Annotated in this window: 18 protein-coding genes and 1 tRNA gene; 6 read left to right on the plus strand and 13 right to left on the minus strand. The window is 69.9% G+C overall.

Annotated elements, in window-relative coordinates; all coding sequences use genetic code 11:
* Positions 1-39: 39 nt before the first annotated feature.
* Positions 40-1278, plus strand: coding sequence for an MFS transporter (locus SROS_RS35660; RefSeq protein WP_169369455.1), 1239 nt, complete (start codon positions 40-42; stop codon positions 1276-1278).
* Positions 1279-1415: 137 nt separating this feature from the next.
* Here SROS_RS35660 and SROS_RS35665 read toward each other — a convergent pair whose 3' ends face one another.
* Genes SROS_RS35665 through SROS_RS35675 form a run of 3 tightly spaced genes read right to left on the minus strand, consistent with a single transcriptional unit; the run spans position 1416 to position 4193 of the window.
* Positions 1416-2504, minus strand: coding sequence for a PucR family transcriptional regulator (locus SROS_RS35665; protein WP_012893808.1), 1089 nt, complete (start codon positions 2502-2504; stop codon positions 1416-1418).
* Positions 2504-3304, minus strand: a complete 801-nt coding sequence (locus SROS_RS35670; protein ID WP_012893809.1) for an ABC transporter permease subunit — start codon at positions 3302-3304, stop codon at positions 2504-2506. The genes SROS_RS35665 and SROS_RS35670 overlap by 1 nt, the downstream gene beginning before the upstream one ends.
* Positions 3273-4193, minus strand: a complete 921-nt coding sequence (locus SROS_RS35675) for an ABC transporter ATP-binding protein (RefSeq protein WP_012893810.1) — start codon at positions 4191-4193, stop codon at positions 3273-3275. Before SROS_RS35675 ends, SROS_RS35670 begins: the two co-directional genes overlap by 32 nt.
* Before the next feature lie 245 nt (positions 4194-4438).
* Between SROS_RS35675 and SROS_RS35680 the strand changes: the two genes are divergently transcribed.
* Positions 4439-5272: a patatin-like phospholipase family protein gene (locus SROS_RS35680; protein ID WP_012893811.1), complete on the plus strand. Its 834-nt coding sequence runs from the start codon at positions 4439-4441 to the stop codon at positions 5270-5272.
* A gap of 38 nt (positions 5273-5310) precedes the next feature.
* Complete coding sequence (locus SROS_RS35685; protein ID WP_012893812.1) at positions 5311-6342, plus strand: 1-acyl-sn-glycerol-3-phosphate acyltransferase; 1032 nt, start codon at positions 5311-5313, stop codon at positions 6340-6342.
* Here the strand turns inward: SROS_RS35685 and SROS_RS35690 are convergent, their stop codons facing one another.
* From SROS_RS35690 to SROS_RS35715, 6 genes are all read right to left on the minus strand, one after another.
* The gene (locus SROS_RS35690) at positions 6343-9663 is read right to left on the minus strand and encodes an NACHT domain-containing protein (RefSeq protein WP_012893813.1); all 3321 of its coding nucleotides are present in this window, start codon (positions 9661-9663) and stop codon (positions 6343-6345) included.
* Positions 9664-9862: 199 nt separating this feature from the next.
* Positions 9863-10066, minus strand: coding sequence for an SHOCT domain-containing protein (locus tag SROS_RS35695; protein ID WP_012893814.1), 204 nt, complete (start codon positions 10064-10066; stop codon positions 9863-9865).
* Complete coding sequence (locus tag SROS_RS35700) at positions 10063-11592, minus strand: cobyric acid synthase (RefSeq protein WP_012893815.1); 1530 nt, start codon at positions 11590-11592, stop codon at positions 10063-10065. The genes SROS_RS35695 and SROS_RS35700 overlap by 4 nt, the downstream gene beginning before the upstream one ends.
* Positions 11589-11792: a hypothetical protein gene (locus SROS_RS35705; protein ID WP_012893816.1), complete on the minus strand. Its 204-nt coding sequence runs from the start codon at positions 11790-11792 to the stop codon at positions 11589-11591. The genes SROS_RS35700 and SROS_RS35705 overlap by 4 nt, the downstream gene beginning before the upstream one ends.
* Before the next feature lie 46 nt (positions 11793-11838).
* A complete protein-coding gene (locus SROS_RS35710; protein ID WP_012893817.1) occupies positions 11839-12948 on the minus strand; it encodes a cobalamin biosynthesis protein in 1110 nt (369 codons plus the stop codon).
* Complete coding sequence (locus tag SROS_RS35715) at positions 12932-13732, minus strand: phosphotransferase enzyme family protein (RefSeq protein ID WP_012893818.1); 801 nt, start codon at positions 13730-13732, stop codon at positions 12932-12934. The genes SROS_RS35710 and SROS_RS35715 overlap by 17 nt, the downstream gene beginning before the upstream one ends.
* A gap of 395 nt (positions 13733-14127) precedes the next feature.
* On the opposite strand from SROS_RS35715, the gene SROS_RS35720 reads away from it, so the two are divergent.
* Positions 14128-14201: transfer RNA gene (locus tag SROS_RS35720), tRNA-Arg, on the plus strand.
* Between the two features lie 246 nt (positions 14202-14447).
* On the opposite strand, the gene SROS_RS35725 is transcribed toward SROS_RS35720, so the two are convergent.
* Complete coding sequence (locus SROS_RS35725; RefSeq protein WP_043653628.1) at positions 14448-15239, minus strand: tyrosine-type recombinase/integrase; 792 nt, start codon at positions 15237-15239, stop codon at positions 14448-14450.
* A 189-nt stretch (positions 15240-15428) separates the two neighbouring features.
* Entirely contained in the window at positions 15429-15635 is a 207-nt protein-coding gene (locus tag SROS_RS35730) for a helix-turn-helix transcriptional regulator (protein WP_012893819.1), read from the minus strand.
* 269 nt (positions 15636-15904) lie between these two features.
* Between SROS_RS35730 and SROS_RS50225 the strand changes: the two genes are divergently transcribed.
* A complete protein-coding gene (locus SROS_RS50225; protein ID WP_148269305.1) occupies positions 15905-16411 on the plus strand; it encodes a hypothetical protein in 507 nt (168 codons plus the stop codon).
* Positions 16412-16602: 191 nt separating this feature from the next.
* On the opposite strand, the gene SROS_RS50230 is transcribed toward SROS_RS50225, so the two are convergent.
* Both SROS_RS50230 and SROS_RS35735 read right to left on the minus strand, forming a co-directional pair.
* On the minus strand, positions 16603-17139 hold the full coding sequence (locus SROS_RS50230; protein ID WP_012893820.1) for a hypothetical protein: 537 nt from the start codon (positions 17137-17139) through the stop codon (positions 16603-16605).
* Positions 17140-17403: 264 nt separating this feature from the next.
* Complete coding sequence (locus tag SROS_RS35735) at positions 17404-18066, minus strand: YwqG family protein (RefSeq protein WP_148269306.1); 663 nt, start codon at positions 18064-18066, stop codon at positions 17404-17406.
* Positions 18067-18565: 499 nt separating this feature from the next.
* Between SROS_RS35735 and SROS_RS50235 the strand changes: the two genes are divergently transcribed.
* Positions 18566-19324 (plus strand): methyltransferase domain-containing protein, encoded by a 759-nt coding sequence (locus tag SROS_RS50235; protein ID WP_012893822.1) that lies wholly within the window; start codon positions 18566-18568, stop codon positions 19322-19324.
* Positions 19325-19456 lie beyond the last annotated feature (132 nt).

The following is a 19456-nucleotide window of genomic DNA, read 5'->3' on the forward strand; positions in this document are numbered from 1 at the left end:
CATTTGCACACTTTCCTTTACACGATACCGGAGGTCCGCGTGATCGGACGGTCATTCCGCTGGTTGTGGACGGCCTCCGGCCTGTCGAACATCGGCGACGGCATCGCGGTCCTCGGCGTGTCCCTGATCGCGGTGACCCTGACCAGGTCGCCGTTCCTGGTCTCCCTGGCAGGCGCGGCGGCGACGCTGCCCTGGCTGCTGCTCGCGCTGCACGCGGGCGCGGTCGTCGACCGGCACGACCGGCGACGGATCATGGTCGTGGCGAGCTGGGCCCGGGCCGGCGTGCTCGCGGCGCTGGCCACGGCGGCCTGGCTGGGGGCGCTCAACCTGCCGGTGCTGCTCGCCGGAGCCCTCCTGATCGGCGTCGCCGAGGTCTTCTCCGACACCTCCGCGCAGTCCGTGCTGCCGATGGCCGTCCCGCGCGACCGCCTCGACAGCGCCAACGGGCAGCTCATCGCCGTGCAGACGGTCGGCAACAACTTCCTCGGGGGCCCGCTGGCCGGACTCCTGCTCGTGATCGGCCCGGCCGCGGTCCTCGGCGCGCCCGCCCTGCTCTACGCCGTGGCAGGGCTGGCCCTGTGCGGCATGCGCGGCCGTTTCCGGGTCGAGGCCCCGTCGACGCGCTCCCTGCGCGCCGACATCGGGGACGGCCTGCGCTACCTGCGCGACCATCGCGTCCTGCGCGCTCTGGCCGCCTTCGCGGGCGTGCTCAACTTCGCCAACGCGGCCTACTTCGCGGTCTTCGTGCTGTGGGTCGTCGGCGACGGGTCGCGGGTGGGGCTGCCCGCCGCCGGCTACGGCATCCTCACGGCGGCGCTGGCCGCCGGGGCGGTGACGGGCTCCCTGCTGGCCGGACGGCTGGCCCGCCGCGCGGGCCAGGTCAGGACCCTGCTCACCGCCAACCTGGTCAACAGTCTCCTGCTGCTGGTTCCCGTACTGATCCCCACGCCGGTGGCGATCGGCGTCACCGCCGCGCTCCTCGGCGCGACCAACGCCATCTCCAACGTCATCCTGGTCTCGCTGAGGCAGCGGCTCATCCCCGAAGACCTCCTCGGCCGGGTCAACGCGAGCTACCGCCTGATCGGCATGGGCACCACCCCCCTCGGCGCGGCGGCCGGTGGGCTCCTCGGCACCTACGCCGGCCTGCCCGCCGTCTTCTGCGCCGCCTCCGCGCTGTGCGTCATCGCGGTCGTCCTCGTCTCCCGCGCCGTCTCCACCCGCTCCGTGGCCGCCGCGGAGGCGTCATCCGCCCGGCCCACGGCCCTCCATCCGGCATGACCGGGCCGCGGCCCTCCACCCGGCATGACCGGGCCGTCCCGGGCCACCGGGCCGTCCGACAGGACCGCCTCCGTCTGAGTCCACGGGGCCACCCGGCAGGACCGGGCCCGGCCGCGGACACCCGGGCAGGCGGGCGATCAGCGCAGTGGATGAGCCGGCCAGTCCAGCAGCCGGGCGCCCAGCACCGCGGTCTCCAGCGTGAACCGCTGGGTGGGGTCGTCGGGCGAGAACCCGGTGAGGCGGCGGATCCGCTCCAGCCGGTAGGTCACCGCCCGGGTGCTGACACCGAGCCTGCGCGCGGCGGCGGTCTGGTTGCCCTGGGAGGCGAAGACGGCCTCCAGCGTGCCGAGCAGCGGCTCCGGACCGCCCCTCGCGTCCAGCAGCGGGCTGAGCACGGTCGTCACCAGGTCCTCGATGGCGGCCCTGTCCCGCAGGAGCACCGGGAAGACCAGCAGGTCCGAGGCCTTGAGAACGGAGGCCCGCAGGCCCAGCCGGTCACCGAACTCGATGGCGTTGGCAGCCTCCCGGTAGGAGGTGACCACCCCGCCCGGCCCCCGGTGAGCCCGTCCCAGCCCGACCCGCCAGCCGGGCGCGAACATCTGCCGCACGTGGTGGGTGAACTCCCCCGTCGCGACGGCGAGACTGCCGGGGGCGACGCACACGAGCCCACCGTCGCGTACCGCGACCAGCACGTTGTGCGAGCCGAACCGGGCGACCAGCGCCTCCTCGATCCGCCGGGCCGACCCGTCGCCGTCCGTGACCGCCGTCGCCCCGCCGTACCCGTCGCCGCCCGTCGGGCCGTCGCTCACCGGACCCGCGGGGCGGGCGACCGCGACCACGTAGGTCTCGGCCAGCCGGAGGCCGAAGTGCTCGGCCCGCTCGGCGAGCCTGTCGGCCCGCCCCTGGAGCAGGTCGTCCACGAACTCCCGGCGCGCGGCCTCCTCCTGACGCAGGGCCAGGCGCTGGGCGTTCTCGTAGCCCTCCATCAGGGCGGAGACCGCCCGTCGCAGGACCGGGAGCGGAACCGTACGCACGGATTCGGCCATGACCAGGGCGGTCTCGACCAGCGCGCGCAGGGACACCCCCGACTCGGCGGCCCGCGCGCCCGCCGCGCGGTAGCCGTCCAGCGCGGCGCGGTCGGGCGGCCGTCCGGTCGCGGCCGCGGCCTCCAGCACGCGGAGGTGCCCGCCGAGCAGGTCGGCGGGCACCCCCGGGACCTCGTCCATCAGACTCCTACGTCACGCCGATCGAAGGCGAGGATGGCGACCAGGAGCAGCGCGACCGTCGCTCCCGCGAGGACCAGGTAATCACCGGTGGGGAGACCCTGGTAGAGCGGCCTGCCGTCCAGGTAGTAGCGGAACGGCGAGAGCCGGCGGAGCCAGGAGAGCGCGTCCACGTTCCGGCCCATGCTCTCGACCACGTAGCCGCCCACCGCGACCACGCCCACCACGGCCATGGCGATCCCCCTGCGCCCCACGGCCGCGCCCACCGCAAGGGTCAGCGTGCCGAAGAACAGGGCGAGCAGGAAGACCCCGGTGTGACCGGCCAGGATCCTGCCGGGAGGCACGCCCATACCGACGGCCGACGACAGCGCCCACAGCGCGAGGAACGTCACCACCGCCACCCCCAGCAGTCCGAGGGCGAGGGCGGCGAAGCGCTCGAAGACCAGCCTCCTGCGGTCGATCGGCAGCGTGAGGGTCAGCTCCAGCGTGCCGGACTCCTCCGGCTGCGCGATGGCCCGGTTGCCGAGGACCGCGGCGCAGACGACGAACAGCATCGGCCCGAACAGCTGATAGACGAGGCTGTGCAGGTAGCCGACGTCGCTGGTGAAACCCTCCAGGCCTCCCATCAGCTCGCGCATGGGCCCGGGGAACTTGGCGAGTGCCGCCTGCCCGTAGAGGTCGGGGTTCTGGGCGATGTTCGGGTAGAACGACAGGTAGAGCCCGAAGAACGCGACGATGCCGATCGTCCAGCCGGCCAGCGCCCTGCGGTAGTCACGCAGGCTCTTGGACAGCAGCGCGGGCATGGCGCTCCCCCTCTCCGCTGTAGTAGGTGAGGAAGATCTCCTCAAGATCGGGCTCGGCGCTGACCATGTGCACCACGGTGAACCGTGCCGCCGCCTTCACCAGCGCGTCGGGGCGGCCGTCGATGGTACAGCGGACGCTCGCGCCCTGCACCCGCAGGTCCCGCACGCCCGGAAGGCCCGCGAACGCCTCCCGTGGCACCGGCGCGTCGAAGTGGAACTCCACCCGCCGCACCGCCTTCTCCCTCAGGGCGGAGATGTCCTCCACCGCCGCCAGCCGCCCGCCGCGCACGATCCCGACCCGGTCGGAGACGTCCTCGACCTCGGCGAGCACGTGCGAGGACATCAGCACGGTCCGGCCCGAGGCGCGGACCTCGCGGACCATCGCCAGGAACTCCTGCTGCACCAGCGGGTCCAGGCCGCTGGTCGGCTCGTCCAGGATCAGGAACTCCGGCTCGTGCATGAAGGCCTGGATGAGCCCGACCTTCTGCCGGTTCCCCTTGGAGAGCCTGCCCATGGGGGCCGACAGGTCGGCCTCCAGCCGCTCGGCCAGGGCGGCGATCCGTCCCCTGGGCACGCCGCCGCGCGCTCCGCCCAGGAAGGCGAGGTAGTCGCTCGCCCTCTCCCTGCCCTCCAGGGCCAGCTCTCCGGGCAGGTAACCGATCCGGCCGCGCACCCTCGCGTCACGGGGGTCCGTGCCGAGCACGGTCACCCGGCCTCTGGTGGGCCGGATCACGTCGAGGATCAGCCGGATCGTGGTCGTCTTCCCCGCGCCGTTCGGGCCGAGGTACCCGAACACCTCTCCGGGACGGATCTCAAGGTCGAGATCCTCAAGGCCCCGGCGGTCGCCGTAGAACTTGGTGAGTCTCTCGGTCCGCACTACCGATGTCATGCCCCTGATGGTGACGGTCCGGCCCGGCTCCGGCCATGACCGGACTCCGACAGTTGGCCCCTCGTTCGTTGCCCGGATCCGGAACTTCGCCCCGAAACCCCCGCCGGCCGAAACCCCCGCCGTCGCACCCCTCCCCGCCGTCGCCGGACCTTCCACGCCGGACCTTCCACGCCGGAGCCCCCGCCGGCTCCGGAGCCTTGCGCCGGCCTGCCGCGAGGCCGTGAACGCCGGTCTATCGTGAAGCCATGAACGTGGACACGGCCTTCGTGCTCGGAGGCGGAGGCGTGCTCGGCGCCCACGAGGTGGGCATGCTGCGGGCGCTGGACGAGGCGGGCGTCAAACCGGACGTGATCGTCGGCACGTCCGTGGGCGCGCTGAACGGCGTCATGCTGGCGGCCTCCCCCGGCGACGCGGTCGCCGGCCTGACCGATCTGTGGCAGTCCGACGTGGTCCGCACGGCCTTCGCCGGGTCCTGGATGACGCGGATCTCCACCCTCGCCAGGACCGGCACCCATCTGCACTCCTCCGGCCCGCTGCGCCGCCTGCTGGCCGAGATGCTCCCTGTCTCCCGCATCGAGGACCTCGCGGTGCCGTTCCAGTGCGTGGCCGCCTCCGTCGAACGCGCCTCCGCCCACTGGTTCACCGAAGGTCCCGTGGTCGACGCGGTCCTCGCCTCCTGCGCCGTCCCCGGCCTGCTGCCTCCCGTCCGCGTCGGCGACGGCCACTTCCTCGACGGCGGCCTGGTCCACAGCATCCCCGTCGGCCGTGCGGTCGCCCTCGGCGCCCGCCGCGTGTACGTCCTGCACGTCGGCCGGATCGAACGGCCCCTGGTCGCCCCGCGCCGCCCGTGGGAGGTCGGCCTGATCGCCTTCGAGATCGCCCGCCGCCACCGTTTCGCCGAGGAGATGGCCGCCCTCCCCGCCGGCATCGAGGTCCACGTCATGCCCGCCGGGGCCGACGCCCGCCCCGGGGTGGACCTGTCCCAGCTGCGCTACCGGGATTCGTCACGTATATCTGGATACATCGAACGCGCCTACCAGGCCTCGTCCCGATACCTGGCTCAGCACTCGCCCACCTGAGCCAGGCCGTGCAGGGCCCTTCCAGGCAGGAGACCGCCGTGCTCCCTCCCCGCTTCCTCCGCCGCCTGATCCTCGCGCCCCTCCTCATCGTGCTCACCGTGGTCGCGGTGGTCACGCTTCCGATCTGGCTGCTGGTGGTGGCGGCGGCCTCCCTGCGCCTGCCGCCCCCGCAGCGGCGCGGCACCCGGCTGGTCTGGTTCGCGGTGGCGTGGCTGACCTTGGAGTCGATGGCGCTGGTCGCCTGCCTGGGACTCTGGGTGGCCGGCGGGTTCGGCGGGCGGCTCCACCGCGACGAGCACCAGGAGCGGCACTACGCCCTGATCCGCTGGTTCCTGTCGCGGGTGTACGGCGCCGCCGTACGGATCTTCCGCCTGAGCGTCGAGGTCGACGAGCCGCCGCATACTCCCGACGAGCTCTCCCGCCGCCTGACCCGCCCGGTCATCGTCCTGTCCCGCCACGCGGGCCCCGGCGACTCGTTCCTCCTCATCCACCACCTTCTCGTCCTGTACGGCAGGCGCCCGAGGATCGTGATGAAGGCGGCCCTCCAGTTCGACCCGTCCCTGGACGTGGTGATCAACCGTCTCCCCAACGCCTTCGTCCCCCGCAAGGTCGCCGAGAGCGGCATCCTCACCGAGATCCGCCGCCTGGCCTCCGACATGGACGCCGACGACGCCCTCGTGATCTTCCCCGAGGGCGGCAACTTCACCCCCAGACGCCGCTGGCGCGCCATATTCCGGCTGGAGGAGAAAGGCCTGGCGGAAGAGGCCTCCCGCGCCCGCCGCCTGGAGCACCTCCTCGCCCCCCGCCCCAACGGGGCCATCGCCGCCATCGAGGCCTGCCCCACCGCTGACGTGATCTTCGTCGCCCACACCGGACTCGACGATCTGATCACCATCGGCGACGTCTGGCGCCGGCTTCCCGTCCGCGCCGAGATCAGGGCCCGGTGGTGGAGGGTACGGTCCGCCGACGTCCCACGCGACCGCGAGAGCCAGATCCGCTGGCTCTTCGACCACTGGGAGAAGATCGACGCCTGGATCGCCGAGAACCGCCCCGCCCCCGCCGGAACCTGACTACAGGCGCCGGATCCTCGCGGTCGGGTGGAGCAGGTCCGTGTTCCGCAGGTCCTGCTCCCGGTCGATTTTGATGACGAGATGAGGCTTTCCACCGAGAGGCGCGACGTCGATCGCATGGGGCAGGTCCGCGAGGTTGACCTGCCGTAGCTTCTCCAGCGGCTCCAGAGGGGAGAGGTCGTGGACCTTCTGGCAGCTCCTGAGGTTGAGGCTGCGCAGCTCCGCCACCCCGGAGAGCGGTGCGAGGTCGGCGAGATTGGAGCAGTCGAGCAGTTGGATCTCCTCCAGGGGGAGCGACGCGAGAGGGGCGACGTCGTCGAGCCAGGGCGCCCCGGAGATCAGCAGCCGCCTGAGGCCCGCGCAGCCGCCGACGAGCTCGGCGAGCCCGCCGTCGAGCCCGGGATACGTGAGCTGGAGCTCCACCAGGCCGGGGATCGCGCCGAATATCCCCGGATCGGTGAGACCGGCGCAGTCCGACAGATGCAGCTCCCGCAGCCGTGGCAGCAGGGTCAGCGGGGTGAAGTCCGTCACCTGCGCGAGCCGGTCCAAGGCGAGCTTCTCGACCGTCCGGAACCCGTCGAGGAAGCCGAGGTCGGGCGGCGCCGGATCGCTCCGGAGAACGTACGCCTCCCTCAGGGAGGAGGGCATGACGGGCCACGGCGAGTCGGCCGGATCCCGCCTGAGCCGCACCCACAGCCTTTCCAGGCCGGGGTGGTGGTCCTCCAGCACGCCGAGCGAGTGCGGCGCGAGGAGCTGGTAGACGCTCAGCCTGCGCAGCGGGCGGACGTCCCTGAGAAAGCCCAGGTCCTCGCCGGCGAACGCGATACGCAGCTCCTCCAGGTTGCGCAGGTGCCTGAGGTACGGGAAGGTCCTCGGGTTCTCCGCGTCCATGTATCCGCACACCGTACGGCCGACCTCGTCGGTTATGAGGGTGGAGTCCGCCATCACCCGCCGGGCGTACTCCTGCGGGTCGAAGTAGTCCCACCCCGTGGCCAGCTCCTGCTGCACCTCAAGCCGGGAGTCGGCGGAGTATCGGGAGAGCTTCTCCAGCGCCTTCTCACCGTTGATGAGCCAGCAGGTCCGCACCGTCGCCCCCGCCCGGCGCCGGGAGAGCCCGGTGAGGTCGTCCGGGAGCCTCCGGAGCACCTCCTCCCCCGCCGCGGCCAGCGCGCGGGCCTCGTTGAGACTCCGGGGCGGGATCACCTCGGCGAGGCAACTCTCCACATCGGCGGCGAGGTCGAGCGGCAGCTCCTGGATCGTCTCAAGGCAGCCCGCCACCAGCAGGCGCAGCCGCCGGGCATGCCTGTCCCCCCGGTCGGCGCGGTCGAGCAGCCCCCTGAGCAGCTCTCTGCGCAGGGGCGCGTGGGCGTGCCCCGCGGCCATCACCACGGTCTCCCGCCACTGGTCGAGGTGGGCCCGCTCGATCAGCGGCTCCACGTCCGCGTCGTCGGCGGCCTGCTTGGCCGCCAGATACTCCTGCACGGTCCGGTGCACGAAGTCGATCCGGCCGGAGACCGGTTCCCGGATGACGCCGCTGCGCTGGAGCAGGTGATCCAGGACGGCCTCGGCGGTGTGGTCCACCCGTGGCATGGTCCGGATCTTCTCCTCCACCCGCCGCAGCGCCGTGACCTTGGACAGCTCCGACCGCCCCCAGACCGCGAGCTGCCAGGCCAGGTCCTGCAGCACCCGCACCTTCTGCTCGGGTTCGAGGACGACGTCGGAGACGATCCCCCGATCGACGTCCCGGCGCTCCAGCAGCAGCTCCAGCGCCGCCGCGTACAGTCCCATCCGGTTGCGCGGCAGCTGCTTGCCCCGGTCCAGGTTCAGCGCGCACAGCATCGCCGCGAGGAGGGGTGTCACGGCGAGCGTCTGCAGGTGCGGGCCGCTCTCCAACCTGGCCAGCAGCGCGCCCTCGTACTCGTCCAGCTTCTCGGGGGCGCACGGCAGGCTCTTGGAGCCCCGCATCGCCGTGTGCCACTGCCGTACCAGCTCCCGCAGGTCGGCCGGGGTCATCGGCTCCAGCGCCACGGAGGAGAAGCCCTCCTCACCGAGCCAGTGCGCGTCGGCCGCCGCCGGACGGGAGGTGACGACGGCCCGGATCCCGGGATGGGCGGACAGGAGACCGCCCAGCCACTGCCGCACCGCCGGGCGGTGCCGTACGGCCAGCTCGTCCACCCCGTCGACCAGCAGCAGCGCCCGCCCCGAGTCGAGTATCCTGTGCACCCAGCCGACCGGCATCCGCCCCGCCACCGCTCCGGCGACGTCCGCGAGGAAGTCCTCCGGGCCGGGGAGGACGCCGGAGGGATGGCTGCGGAGCTTGATGACGAACGGGACCGAACCGTTCCAGCCGGCCAGGTCACCGGAGAAGCCGCCCCGGGCGGCGGTCACCGACAGCCACCGCAGCAGCGTGCTCTTGCCCGTCCCCGCCTCGCCTCTGATCAGGACACGCCGTGAGTCGCCCAGCGCGCTCTCGACCCGCAGCGTGGTGCCCTCCCGCTGGGCCGTCGCGCTGGTCAGGTCGGCGAAACGCATCCGCTCGGGGACCTCGCTCCCTCCCCGCCCCTCGGCGGTGACGCTGAGGCTGATGTAGGCGACGCTCAGCGTGACGCGGGGACGGTAGTTCTCCACCCGGACGCCGAACAGCTCGACCTCGTCGAGAGCCGTGCTGAGATGTTCGAGGTAGCGGCGCCCGAACTCGTCGTCGTCCCGGGTGCCGGAGGGCGCCTCAAGGGAACGGGCCGGGAGACGGCCGAGCACCGAGGAGATCTGCCGGCCGAGGGCGGCGAGCCGGTCCTCGACGGCGGACATGCGGCCGAGGATCTCGGTGGTGGCCCGGGGCAGATACTGCGGGAGCTGCTGGAGGATCCTGACCAGGCAGTCGAGGCACTCATCCAGCAGCACGTCGTACAGCCGCGCTCCGGCCTGACCGAGCTGCCGGGCGGGGTCGGGCAGTCCGGCGCGGAGGTCCTTCGCGAGTTTGACCGGGTCCATGTCGGCGGCCAGGACGGCCCTGTCGGAGAGGTCGGCGGCCTTGAGGACCGCCACGACCTCGTGGAGGACCGCCGCCCGGTCGTTCTCGGCGAGCCCGCCGTACTCCTGCTCGACGAGCACCGCCAGCCGCCGCTCCACCCCGTCGGCGACGGCCTCCAGCTGCCGCTCCAGGCTGCGCCGTACGAACCGGTCGGGGAACCCGATCCGGATCAGCGTCGCGAGATCCGCGTTCCGCTCCTCCTTGGCCGCCCGGACGGCCAGCCCCTCCCGCATGGCACGTCCCGCGACGGCCTTGCCGGCGGCGGCGATGACGGCTTCCAGTCCGGACATCCTGCTCCTCGGCGCGCTGTGAGGTCCGCCTTCAATGATCACCGAAAAAATGGCGCGATGCCGGAAAATCGGATCACTGATGAACAGCGCACGGGAATGATCCGGTGCGCGACCACCCGGCTCCGCCCGGAGCCACCGCCGCAGACTCCCTGACGCCCTGGGACCCGAAGGTCCGCCGTGAGGCGGCGTGACCTTCCGCCTACCAGTCCTGGGAGAGGCCGGACATGCGGCGGAGGTATTCGTCCTCGTCGATCTCACCGGCCGCGTAGCGGCGCTTCAGGATCTCGCGAGGGTCGTCCGCGACCGGCCTGCGCGCCCTGGACGCGCGGAACACCAGCGCGGCACCGAGGACCACCGCGGCGATCACGGCCATGATGAAGAGGATCAACACCACCCGGGTCATCTCTCACCTCCCACGCTTCTATTGTGCGAGAAATCCGGTGCTTCGCGCGGAGCCCCGCCCGGAGGCAGGAGAGGCAGGCCCCGCGGCGCGCCCCCTTCCAGAAGCCGCAGCAGAGCGGCGGTGTCCACATGGTGTTCGATCAGGTCGCCGAGGGCGTCCAGCCGCTCCTCACGCAACGCGGCGAAGGAGACGTCCGGGGCCGGGGTGAAGTCACGGCCGGAGACGGCCGCCACGTCGGCGAGGAAGGCCCGGCGGAAGTCGTCGTTCTCCAGGGCTCCGTGCCAGGTGGTACCCCAGACCGAGCCGCTCCGGCAGCCGTCCAGGAACGGGTCGCCGCCCTCGGCCGTCACGACGCCGTGATGGATCTCGTAGGCCGCGACGCGGCAGCCGTACGCCTCGCCGACCGGGCGGCCCAGCGTCTTCTCGGCGGCGAACTCCACCGTCGCGGGCAGCAGCCCGAGCCCCTCGACCCGGCCTGCTCCGGACTCGACGCCGTCATGGATGGTCCGGGCGAGCATCTGGTAGCCGCCGCAGATGCCCAGCACGACCCGGCCGCGCAGCGCGTCGGCCAGGCCGGTGGCGCGCAGCCAGGCCAGGTCGGAGACCGTCGCGCGGGAGCCCGGCAGCACCACCAGGTCGGCGTCGTCCAGCTCGGCCGGGGAGGTCACGAAGCGGACCACCACACCGGGCTCGGAGGCCAGGGCGTCGACGTCGGTGAAGTTGGAGATGCGCGGCAGCCTGACCACCGCGACCCGCAGGGTCTGCCTGCCGTACGGCGTGCGCGCACCGATCGCCGGCCGGTTGTCCAGGGCGAGGGAGTCCTCGACGTCCAGCCACAGACCGTCCAGCCAGGGCAGCACGCCGTACACCTCGCGGCCGGTCAGATCCCTGATCATGTCGAGACCGGGTTCGAGGAGCTCGCGCGCCCCCCGGAACTTGTTGATCACGAACCCGGCGATCAGCGCCTGGTCCGCCGGTTCCAGCAGGGCCACCGTCCCGTACAGCGAGGCGAAGACCCCGCCCCGGTCGATGTCGCCGACCACGATGACCGGCAGGCTCGCGGCACGGGCCAGACCCATGTTGGCGATGTCGCCCCTGCGCAGGTTGATCTCCGCCGGACTGCCCGCGCCCTCGCAGACCACCACGTCGTAGGTGTCGCGCAGCCGCTCCAGCGCGTCCACGGCGACCTGGCGGAGCCGATCCTTGACATCCCAGTACTCCATCGCGTCGACATCGGCCAGCGGCCTGCCCATGACCACGACCTGACTGCGCCGATCGCTGCCCGGCTTGAGCAGGATCGGGTTCATGTCCGCGCTGGGCTCCAGGCCGCACGCGGCGGCCTGCATCGCCTGGGCCCTGCCGATCTCGGCGCCGTCGGCGGTGACGAAGGAGTTGAGTGACATGTTCTGCGCCTTGTACGGCGCGACCTTCACGCCCTGCCGGGCCAGCCAGCGGCAGATCCCGGCGGTGACGACGCTCTTACCGGCGTCGGAGGTGGTCCCGGCGACCAGCAGGGAGCCCCTCACACGCCCACCGCCCGCTCGGCGGACGGGCGCGGCGCGGCGCACGGGTCCGCGGGCAGCGCGGCGCACGGGTCCGCGGGCAGCGCGGCGCACGGGTCCCCGGGCAGCGCGAGGGGCAGATCCACGGGCAGCGCGGCAGACAGGCCCGTGGGCAGGCACGCGGACGGATCGACAATCATGGTGACCAGCATGACGCTCGGCATGCCGTAGACCCAACCGGGCCTCGTCTAGATCCCGCCCGGGCCTCGTCTAGATCCCGCCCGGGCCTCGAAGCCACCGGCGGGGGCCGGGGAGCGCCGCGAGGACGGCGAGGCCGGCGGCGGCGAGACCCACCGCCCGCGCCAGCCGTACGGACCTGCGGATGTCCTTGACCGACGGCTTGGGCCCGTCGCCCATCTCGGGCCGGTGCTCGACGCGGTCGCCGTAGACGTTGATGCCGCCGAGCGTGACGTCCAGCGCTCCGGCGAAGGCGGCCTCGCACCGGCCCGCGTTGGGACTCGGATGGCGGTGACCGTCCTTACGCAGCACGGCCACCGCGCGGCGGACCGAGCCGCCGGTCAGAGGGGCGCCGAGGGCGGTGAGCACTCCGGTGATCCGGGCGGGGACGAAGTTGGCCACATCGTCGAGCCGGGCCGAGGCCCAGCCGAAACGTTCGTAGCGAGAACTGCGGTGGCCGACCATCGCGTCCAGCGTGTTGATCGCCCGGTAGGCCAGCAGCCCGGGGACTCCGGCCACCGCACCCCAGAACAGCGGCGCCACCACGGCGTCGGAGGTGTTCTCCGCGATCGACTCGACGGTGGCCCTGGCCAGTCCGGGCGTCTGGAGCAGCGACGGATCACGCCCGCACAGGTGGGACAACCTCCTGCGCGCCCCGGTGAGGTCGTCGGCCTCCAGGAGCTCCGCCATGGCCACGCCCTCGCGTCCCAGGGTCGTGCCGCCCAGCACCGACCAGGTCGCCACGGCGCTCAGCACACCCCGCGCCAGCGGGTTCTCCACCCGGGTCACGGCGAGCCCGAGCAGCGCCGCCGGACCGACGCACAGAACGGTGTAGAGGGCCCCGTCGGTCCGGGCGTCACCGTACACCCGCCTCTCCAGCGCCGCGGCGGCCCGTCCGAACAGCGCCACCGGATGCCCGCGCCGGGGGTCGGCGAGCACGGCGTCGAGCGCGACCCCGGCGAGCATCCCCAGCGCCTCGGCCCGCCTGGACGCCGCCCGGTCCGGCCCGGACACCGCCCGGCTCCCCCCGGACGCGGCTCGATCCCGCTGGAGGGCGGACCGGTGCCGCGGGAGCGCGGAGTGGTCCCGCCCGAAGGTGGAGCGGTCCCGCTTGAACGCGGAGCGGTCAGATGAGATGGGCATGGAGTTCGTCCTGGTTGGTCTCAAGCCAGGCGCAGGCCCGGCGGATACGTGCCCCGGCGCCCCCCGCCCACATGCGGGCCCAACCGCCGCCCGTGGTGGTGGCCCTGGTGCGCATGACGTGGTAGGAGCGGTCGAAACGGAGCCTGGCGAGGTCGAGGAGGCGACGGCGCTCACGCGGCGCCAGGCCGTACGCGTCGCAGAACAGGCGCAGTCGCGGGCCGACCTCCAGCGAGCGCTGGAGCGGGTCCAGATCGAGGGGGTCGGCGATCGGCGCCCAGTGCCGCAGGGTGGTCACCACGTCGAACAGCCGGGTCGTGGGCCGGGCCAGGTCGAAGTCGATCAGCGCGGCGGGGAGCCCGTCACGGAAGATCACGTTGTCGAGGTTGACGTCGCAGTGGCCGATCACCTCGGGGACCGCGTCGTCGTTGGAGCCGGCCTCCCAGACGGCCTGCGGCGGCGGGACGAAGCTCGCCGAGGCGTCATGGAAGCGCCGCAGCAGCTTCGCCAGGGCGGCCAGCGACTCATCGGTGGTCGCGTAGGCGGCCAGGGGCATGGCCGCCGAGTCGCCGTCGACGTAGGTCAGGATCTCCCGGCCCTGCGCGTCGAGGCCGACCACCCTGGGCGCGCCGTCGAACCCGGCCTCCTCCAGATGCCGCAGCAGCGCGTGCACGGACCGGGTGGACGGGCGGACGGGCCTGCGGACGGTGTCACCGACCCGCACCACCCCGTCGGTCACGTCACCGCCCAGCAGGGGGATCTCCTCTTGGACCGTGACGGCGAACATGACATACGAGCCTAGACCGGTCCGCCCGACGGGAGGACCTGTTTTCGGATGTTCCGGCCCGCATCCCAGCCCTCTCCTGCACACCCGTAAAACCCACCCACGCCGGATGCCACAGAGATTTTCCGGAGACTTCCCCCAGGGACGCCCAGGGCTCCACCGGAGCTTCCCCGGGACTCTGCCAGGATCTCCGCAGGGCCGCTTCCAAGCCCCTTTCACGGTGCCCACCGCCTGACCACCTCAGTCGGCAGGGCGATCGCGATACCACCCGGCCCCCGGGCAGACGCCCCGGCCCCCTGTCCACGGGACCGGCCACCGGCCCTCGTAGAGTGATCCTCGCGACACGAGCGCGGATCCGATACATGGACACTCCCCGGATCATGCACAATTAGGCGGGAGCGCCCTTAGCTCAGCTGGATAGAGCATCGGACTTCTAATCCGACGGTCGCAGGTTCGAATCCTGCAGGGCGCGCAACCAAGACCAGGTCATCTCCACTCTGACCTGGTCTTTTGCATGTGTACGGCCCGCACGGCTCATGCAGCCGCAGGCAGTCGGACGCAGCCGTATGCCAGTGGTCGCGGAACATACGCGGAATGCTCCAGGGCGCGTTTCCCCAGGTGGGGTCGGGGATTTCGGAGGCATGCGGAACGATTCCGGGGCTGGGACGACGAAGGACCCCGAGGGGTCCCGGGGTCCTGTCGGTGTGCGGTGTCGATGTCATGCGGCGAGCGCGTCCAAGATGCGCTGGTTGGCCACGTCGCGTTGGCCGTCGATGCACTTGGCATAGACCTTGAGCATCACGTCCACTCCGTGACCCGCCCGCTCGGCTGCTTCCGGCGCGTGGACTCCGGCATTGAGCCAGAGGGAGACCGCCGCGTGCCGCAGGTCGTACGGCCGGGCTGCCAGAGGCGAGGCGACCTGATCGGGGGTGAAGGCGTAGGTCCGGGCCTCCTTCCAGACCTTGGCGTAGGCCGACCCGGAGATCAGGCCACCCGTACGGGTCCGGAACAGCCGGCCATCTGTGCCGACGCCGTGCCTATCGATGTGCTCCCAGAGGATGGTCACCAGCTCCGGCGGGATCGGAACCTCCCGAGTCTCCTTCGTGTGCCGATGCTTGAGGCCGCGATCGTCATGGGCCTCCCCCGAGTCGGTGAACCGCTTGTTGCTCTGCGGCATGGTCTTCTCCAGGGTGAGGAGACCCCACCCGGTCGCCGGAAGGTGACAGTCCTTCTTACGGAGCCCCGCGGCCTCAGCCGGGCGGAGACCGCCGAAGTACATGCAGGCGAACATGGCCGCCAGCATCAGCCCCCGCGACCGGCCCACGTAGGTCACGGCGGTGAGCAGTTCACGGGCCTGGGCCGGGTTGACCACCGAGCGCCGATCGATCTCACCGTTGGACTTGATCTTGCGGAGCTTCACCTTGTGCAGCGGATTCGCCGAAAGCTCTTCGAGCTCCACCGCGTACTCCAGCACGTGATGGAAGACCGCCCTCCAGGTCGAACGCCTCACCGTTCTTGGCCGCCTGCCGCAGGGATGACAGGAAGCTCTCCGCGAGGCCCTTCGTCTTGAAGGTCGAGGACTTCTCCCGGGTACCCACGGTCCAGCGAACGGTGTGGGAGACGATACGGAGCTTCTTACCAGTCCCTTCAGATCGGGTGTTGGCGCGAATCCCCCAGAACTTCACCTTGTACGAGGTGGTCACGCCGCCTCCCGGAGGCTCTCAAGCCAGGCTTCGAACTCGCTGCGGTAGACCCGGATCTTGCCGTTGGGCAGCCGGATGCCGGTGGGAAACTTGCCGATCTCACGCCAGCGGTAGAACGTGCGTTCCGAGATGCCACCCAGTTCGTCAAGGCGACGGCGCGGCGCGCCGCCGCACGGCCCGCCGCCCGAACGCCGTCCGGGCATGCAGCCTGGAGGCCGGTCCCGAACGGCGGCGGGACTCAGGGCCGCGCACCGCACCCAGCGCCCGCCGACCCAACCAACCCGCCGCACCGGGGCCGCATCGCCGCCTTGAGATTGCTTGAACCATTGGTCTCAACTGCCGCGCATTGGGGCCGACTGCCCCGCTCCACGATTTAGGAGCCCGGTAATCTACGGTTGATTGTCAAGCCTGCTCTTCCCCCCTGTATGGAGGTGCTGATTCCATGCGTCCACGAGGCATCATCTCCATTGGCTTGACTGCTCTCGTCGTGGTCGGTCTTCTGGTGGTTCTGTGGAACACCGGCCGCAACGATCTGCGAATAGTCGTCGCCTTCTCCGCCCTCGCTCTTCTCGCAGGTCTTGCCACATGGGTTCAGTTGAAAGGCAAGGAGCCACCCGTATCCCTCATAGTTTCATCCTTCGTCATGTGGCTCTTTGTGCTCGCCTGGCTCATCGGAACCCCTGCGTCTATGCACGTATTCATGATCACAGCGATCATCGGAGCGGTGCTAGCTGTCGCAGCAGTGCTGGGCTATGCGGGCGTCGAAGACGGCCGATGGATCGGAGTCATCACCCAGACTGTCCTACTCCTCCTCGTGGCCTTCATAGCTCATCAACGGTTCACTGGGGCTGATTTCTGGACAGCGCTTGAGGTCTCCTCAATCGGCCTAGCTGTGGTCCTGGTAACCAGTTTTGCCATAGAACGCGCGCGGACTACATCAAGGCCGGCACCACCCTCACGATCGCCCGGTGCCGGCTGATCCCTGCTCAGGTCTGGGGGCGATCGACGGTACAGACGTTCCGCGTGCCCGTTACGTGCCCGTCAGAAGGGTGACCAAAAGGGACTCGCGGGGAATCACGGGTACTCGGAGCGCTCCTCCGCAGGTCAGCGTCTCCCCAGCTCAGCGACCAGGTGCGATAGAGACTTCCCAAGCTGACAATGCAGATCGCTCTATTCCACGCCAGCTTGCCTGGATCGTTCAGAGTTCAGCCAGTATTGAAAGGATGAACTCGTAGATTTGAGCACGGTGGGATCACGTGGCGGCTCAGGCCAGATCTGCAGGAAGTAGTGATCACCTATTTCGATCGCGACCTCTTCGTCCATACCTCTGACGTGGTACCGCAAACGATACGCTCCGGGACCGGCGGGCAACGGAGGAAGAGAATATTCCCTCCCTTCCCACTCCTCCAGAGAAACACGGCCTGATGGGGACTCATAGCTGATCTCGACGATGTCCTCGTAACCATCGAGGTCAGCACCCGGATCCCGATCGGCGACAGCCACCGTGAACTCCACCGTTCCCCACTGAGGACCCACAATCAGGGAGGCCCTGCCTTTCTCCACTCGGATGATCCCCACAGGGTGGCCCGGCACGCCATCAAACTGGCCGCACGCGTCACACCCCTCATCCACGAGATAGACCTGACTGTAATCCACCCCCACATCCAGCTGCTTGACCTGCACGACAGGAGTCTCATCTCTGGTCATGGGCGGGAAGCATAGACTTCGCCACCGACAAGATCGCCTATCAGCGGCAGCGCAACCAGGCTGCCGTCAAGCGATAGACGACGAGCGAGCTTCCCGTGCCAGATGCGTGCCAGAACAGGCGGGGAACCACGGTCACTCAGGGGGACTCACGGGGACTCGACCCGCCCTGACCTGCACCCCTGTTTTCCCAGCTCAGGACAGCAAGCTCAGTAGATGATTCCCAAGCTGACAGTACGGTTCGGTTCCTGACCGCGTCGCTCGGCTTCACGACCATTGGCTGACTCCTCTGACGGGCCGGTCAGGGCACTGCGAGCAGATGAAGAGGTACGTCGATCCCGCGTCGCCGATCATGATGCCAGCGGGACCCATACGTTCGGGATCGAAGTCCGAGCTGAGAAGATGCCGCTCTTTGAGCGGTACCCATCTGATCGCGGATCCAGGATCATGCTCCCAACTAGCGATCGTCAGCAGGTGCTCCATCTCGTGGTCTTGATCGCACTCGACGCTCTCCGGGGACTGTACCCAGTCGACCCACCCGCCGACCTTCGTTCCCGGCGCGACCGACAGATGGTACTGATAGCTCCATTCCTCTGGGCCGTCCAGAGACGATTCCCATGCATCGATCTTCGCGTACAGCTCCTTCGACGCTTCCCAGACTGCGGGATACTCCTCGACTCGCTCAGGCGAAAGCACGCAGGGCCGCGGACGATAGCCCTTCTCACTGGCTACGGGCTCCGGGGCCTCGGCGAGGAGATCCGTGAGGAGATGCGAATCGCGCCAGACCACATGCACCACGGGCCGGTAGTCGGACTCGTGGACAAAGGGGCACCACAACACCTGGCACACGTCCGTATCCGGCGGGAACGGCAGTTCCGGCACATCCCGGGCGTAGATCTGGAGGATCGGCACCATCGCGATCGACTGCAAGGCCGAGAGGTCCTCATGGTCGGAGGACCCACAGAACGGCCACGACTCACCGGCAGGCCAGAGCAGCGGCCCACCCATAGAACTGTCCGTGACGGCCGGAGCTCCGCGGCGAGGATGCAGTCGGACCGTGGTCCTGCTCCGGCCGGCCAACTCAGGAAAGAGGGCCACCACATCCACCGGTGCGGGCGGTGTCGTCAGTCCCACGCCTTCTCACTCCGATCATCCGGAACACTGTGACCACACACCGTAGGACAGAGGTCAGACAGAACGGGTCTCTGCCTCTAGGCATGATCAGTGGGCCATTAGCGGGCCATTAGCCAGGGTGACGAGGGGTCAACCGCGGTCACTCACGAACAGCCGAACGCCCAGCTCAGCCGCCCCGCAAGGCGTGATCGATGCACTTCCCAAGCTGACAGCGCGGGGAACCGCTCGGTCCAAGAAAGCCAACCGCGCCAGTAATCCAGTGGCCACCAGCCACGAACCTCATTAGCGTGACCGAGTGCTCAGCTACGACGATCTTGTAGACCAAGCCGTTCAAGCATCTACCCTCGGCTGGGACTTCAGCTGGTTACGCGGCAGAACAACTGGCGGGAAACCATCCTGGGCTTACACCGAACGAGCCTCGGCGCTGCTTCCGACAACGCGGCGACTGCTCGACATAGACACCGGCGGAGGAGAGGTCCTAGCCTCTCTATCTCCGCTGCCCCGCCACACCATCGCCATGGAGGGATGGCAGCCCAACGTACCCGTCGCCGTCAAGCGGCTCAGGCCGATGAACGTTACTGTGCTGGCCGGTACGGCAGATCGCATCCCTGCACGCGAAGCCACCTTCGATCTCGTACTCAACAGGCATGGCGCGCTTGATGCGGCCGAAGTGGCGCGCGTTCTAACCGAAGGTGGCCGACTACTCACGCAGCAAGTAGGCAGCCGCAATAACCTAGAGCTGAACCTTGCGCTGGGCACACCATCCTCCACAGATCCAAAAAGCTGGACCTTAGCCGTCGCGGAGGAGCAGCTCCACAAATGCGGGCTGCGCATGCTGGACGCCCGGGAAGATATGATCGACTACACCTTTCAGGACATCGGCGCCATAGTCTTCCACCTACGCTCTGTCCCGTGGCAGGTGTCCGATTTCGATCACAATCGCTACGAGAAACCACTACGCGCTCTCCATGAGCGCATCCAATCCGAGGGCGCTTTCACCGTCCATGACCACCGCTTTTTCATCGAAGCCGAACTTCGCCGCGCCCGACAGTAAGGTCTGCCCTGACGGAGGTGCGGCCGACACTACGATTACACCTCCGGCGAGGGTACTCCGACTCCGGGATGATCGCCGCATTGTTCTGAGGCTCCGTAGATGGCGGAGGTGGAAGCCTGCTCATCCCGTCCG

The organism is Streptosporangium roseum DSM 43021, from assembly GCF_000024865.1.
In the GTDB taxonomy this organism is placed as follows: Bacteria; Actinomycetota; Actinomycetes; order Streptosporangiales; family Streptosporangiaceae; genus Streptosporangium; species Streptosporangium roseum.

Excerpts from the sequence above, each read along its gene's own strand:
- SROS_RS35665 (WP_012893808.1), bottom strand. The coding sequence starts at position 2,504 with ATGGACGAGGTCCCGGGGGTGCCCGCCGACCTGCTCGGCGGGCACCTC.
- SROS_RS35670 (WP_012893809.1), bottom strand. The coding sequence starts at position 3,304 with ATGCCCGCGCTGCTGTCCAAGAGCCTGCGTGACTACCGCAGGGCGCTG.
- SROS_RS35675 (WP_012893810.1), bottom strand. The coding sequence starts at position 4,193 with ATGACATCGGTAGTGCGGACCGAGAGACTCACCAAGTTCTACGGCGAC.
- SROS_RS35680 (WP_012893811.1), top strand. The coding sequence starts at position 4,439 with ATGAACGTGGACACGGCCTTCGTGCTCGGAGGCGGAGGCGTGCTCGGC.
- SROS_RS35690 (WP_012893813.1), bottom strand. The coding sequence starts at position 9,663 with ATGTCCGGACTGGAAGCCGTCATCGCCGCCGCCGGCAAGGCCGTCGCG.
- SROS_RS35695 (WP_012893814.1), bottom strand. The coding sequence starts at position 10,066 with ATGACCCGGGTGGTGTTGATCCTCTTCATCATGGCCGTGATCGCCGCG.
- SROS_RS35705 (WP_012893816.1), bottom strand. The coding sequence starts at position 11,792 with ATGCCGAGCGTCATGCTGGTCACCATGATTGTCGATCCGTCCGCGTGC.
- SROS_RS35710 (WP_012893817.1), bottom strand. The coding sequence starts at position 12,948 with ATGCCCATCTCATCTGACCGCTCCGCGTTCAAGCGGGACCGCTCCACC.
- SROS_RS35715 (WP_012893818.1), bottom strand. The coding sequence starts at position 13,732 with ATGTTCGCCGTCACGGTCCAAGAGGAGATCCCCCTGCTGGGCGGTGAC.
- SROS_RS35730 (WP_012893819.1), bottom strand. The coding sequence starts at position 15,635 with ATGCCCGGACGGCGTTCGGGCGGCGGGCCGTGCGGCGGCGCGCCGCGC.
- SROS_RS50230 (WP_012893820.1), bottom strand. The coding sequence starts at position 17,139 with ATGACCAGAGATGAGACTCCTGTCGTGCAGGTCAAGCAGCTGGATGTG.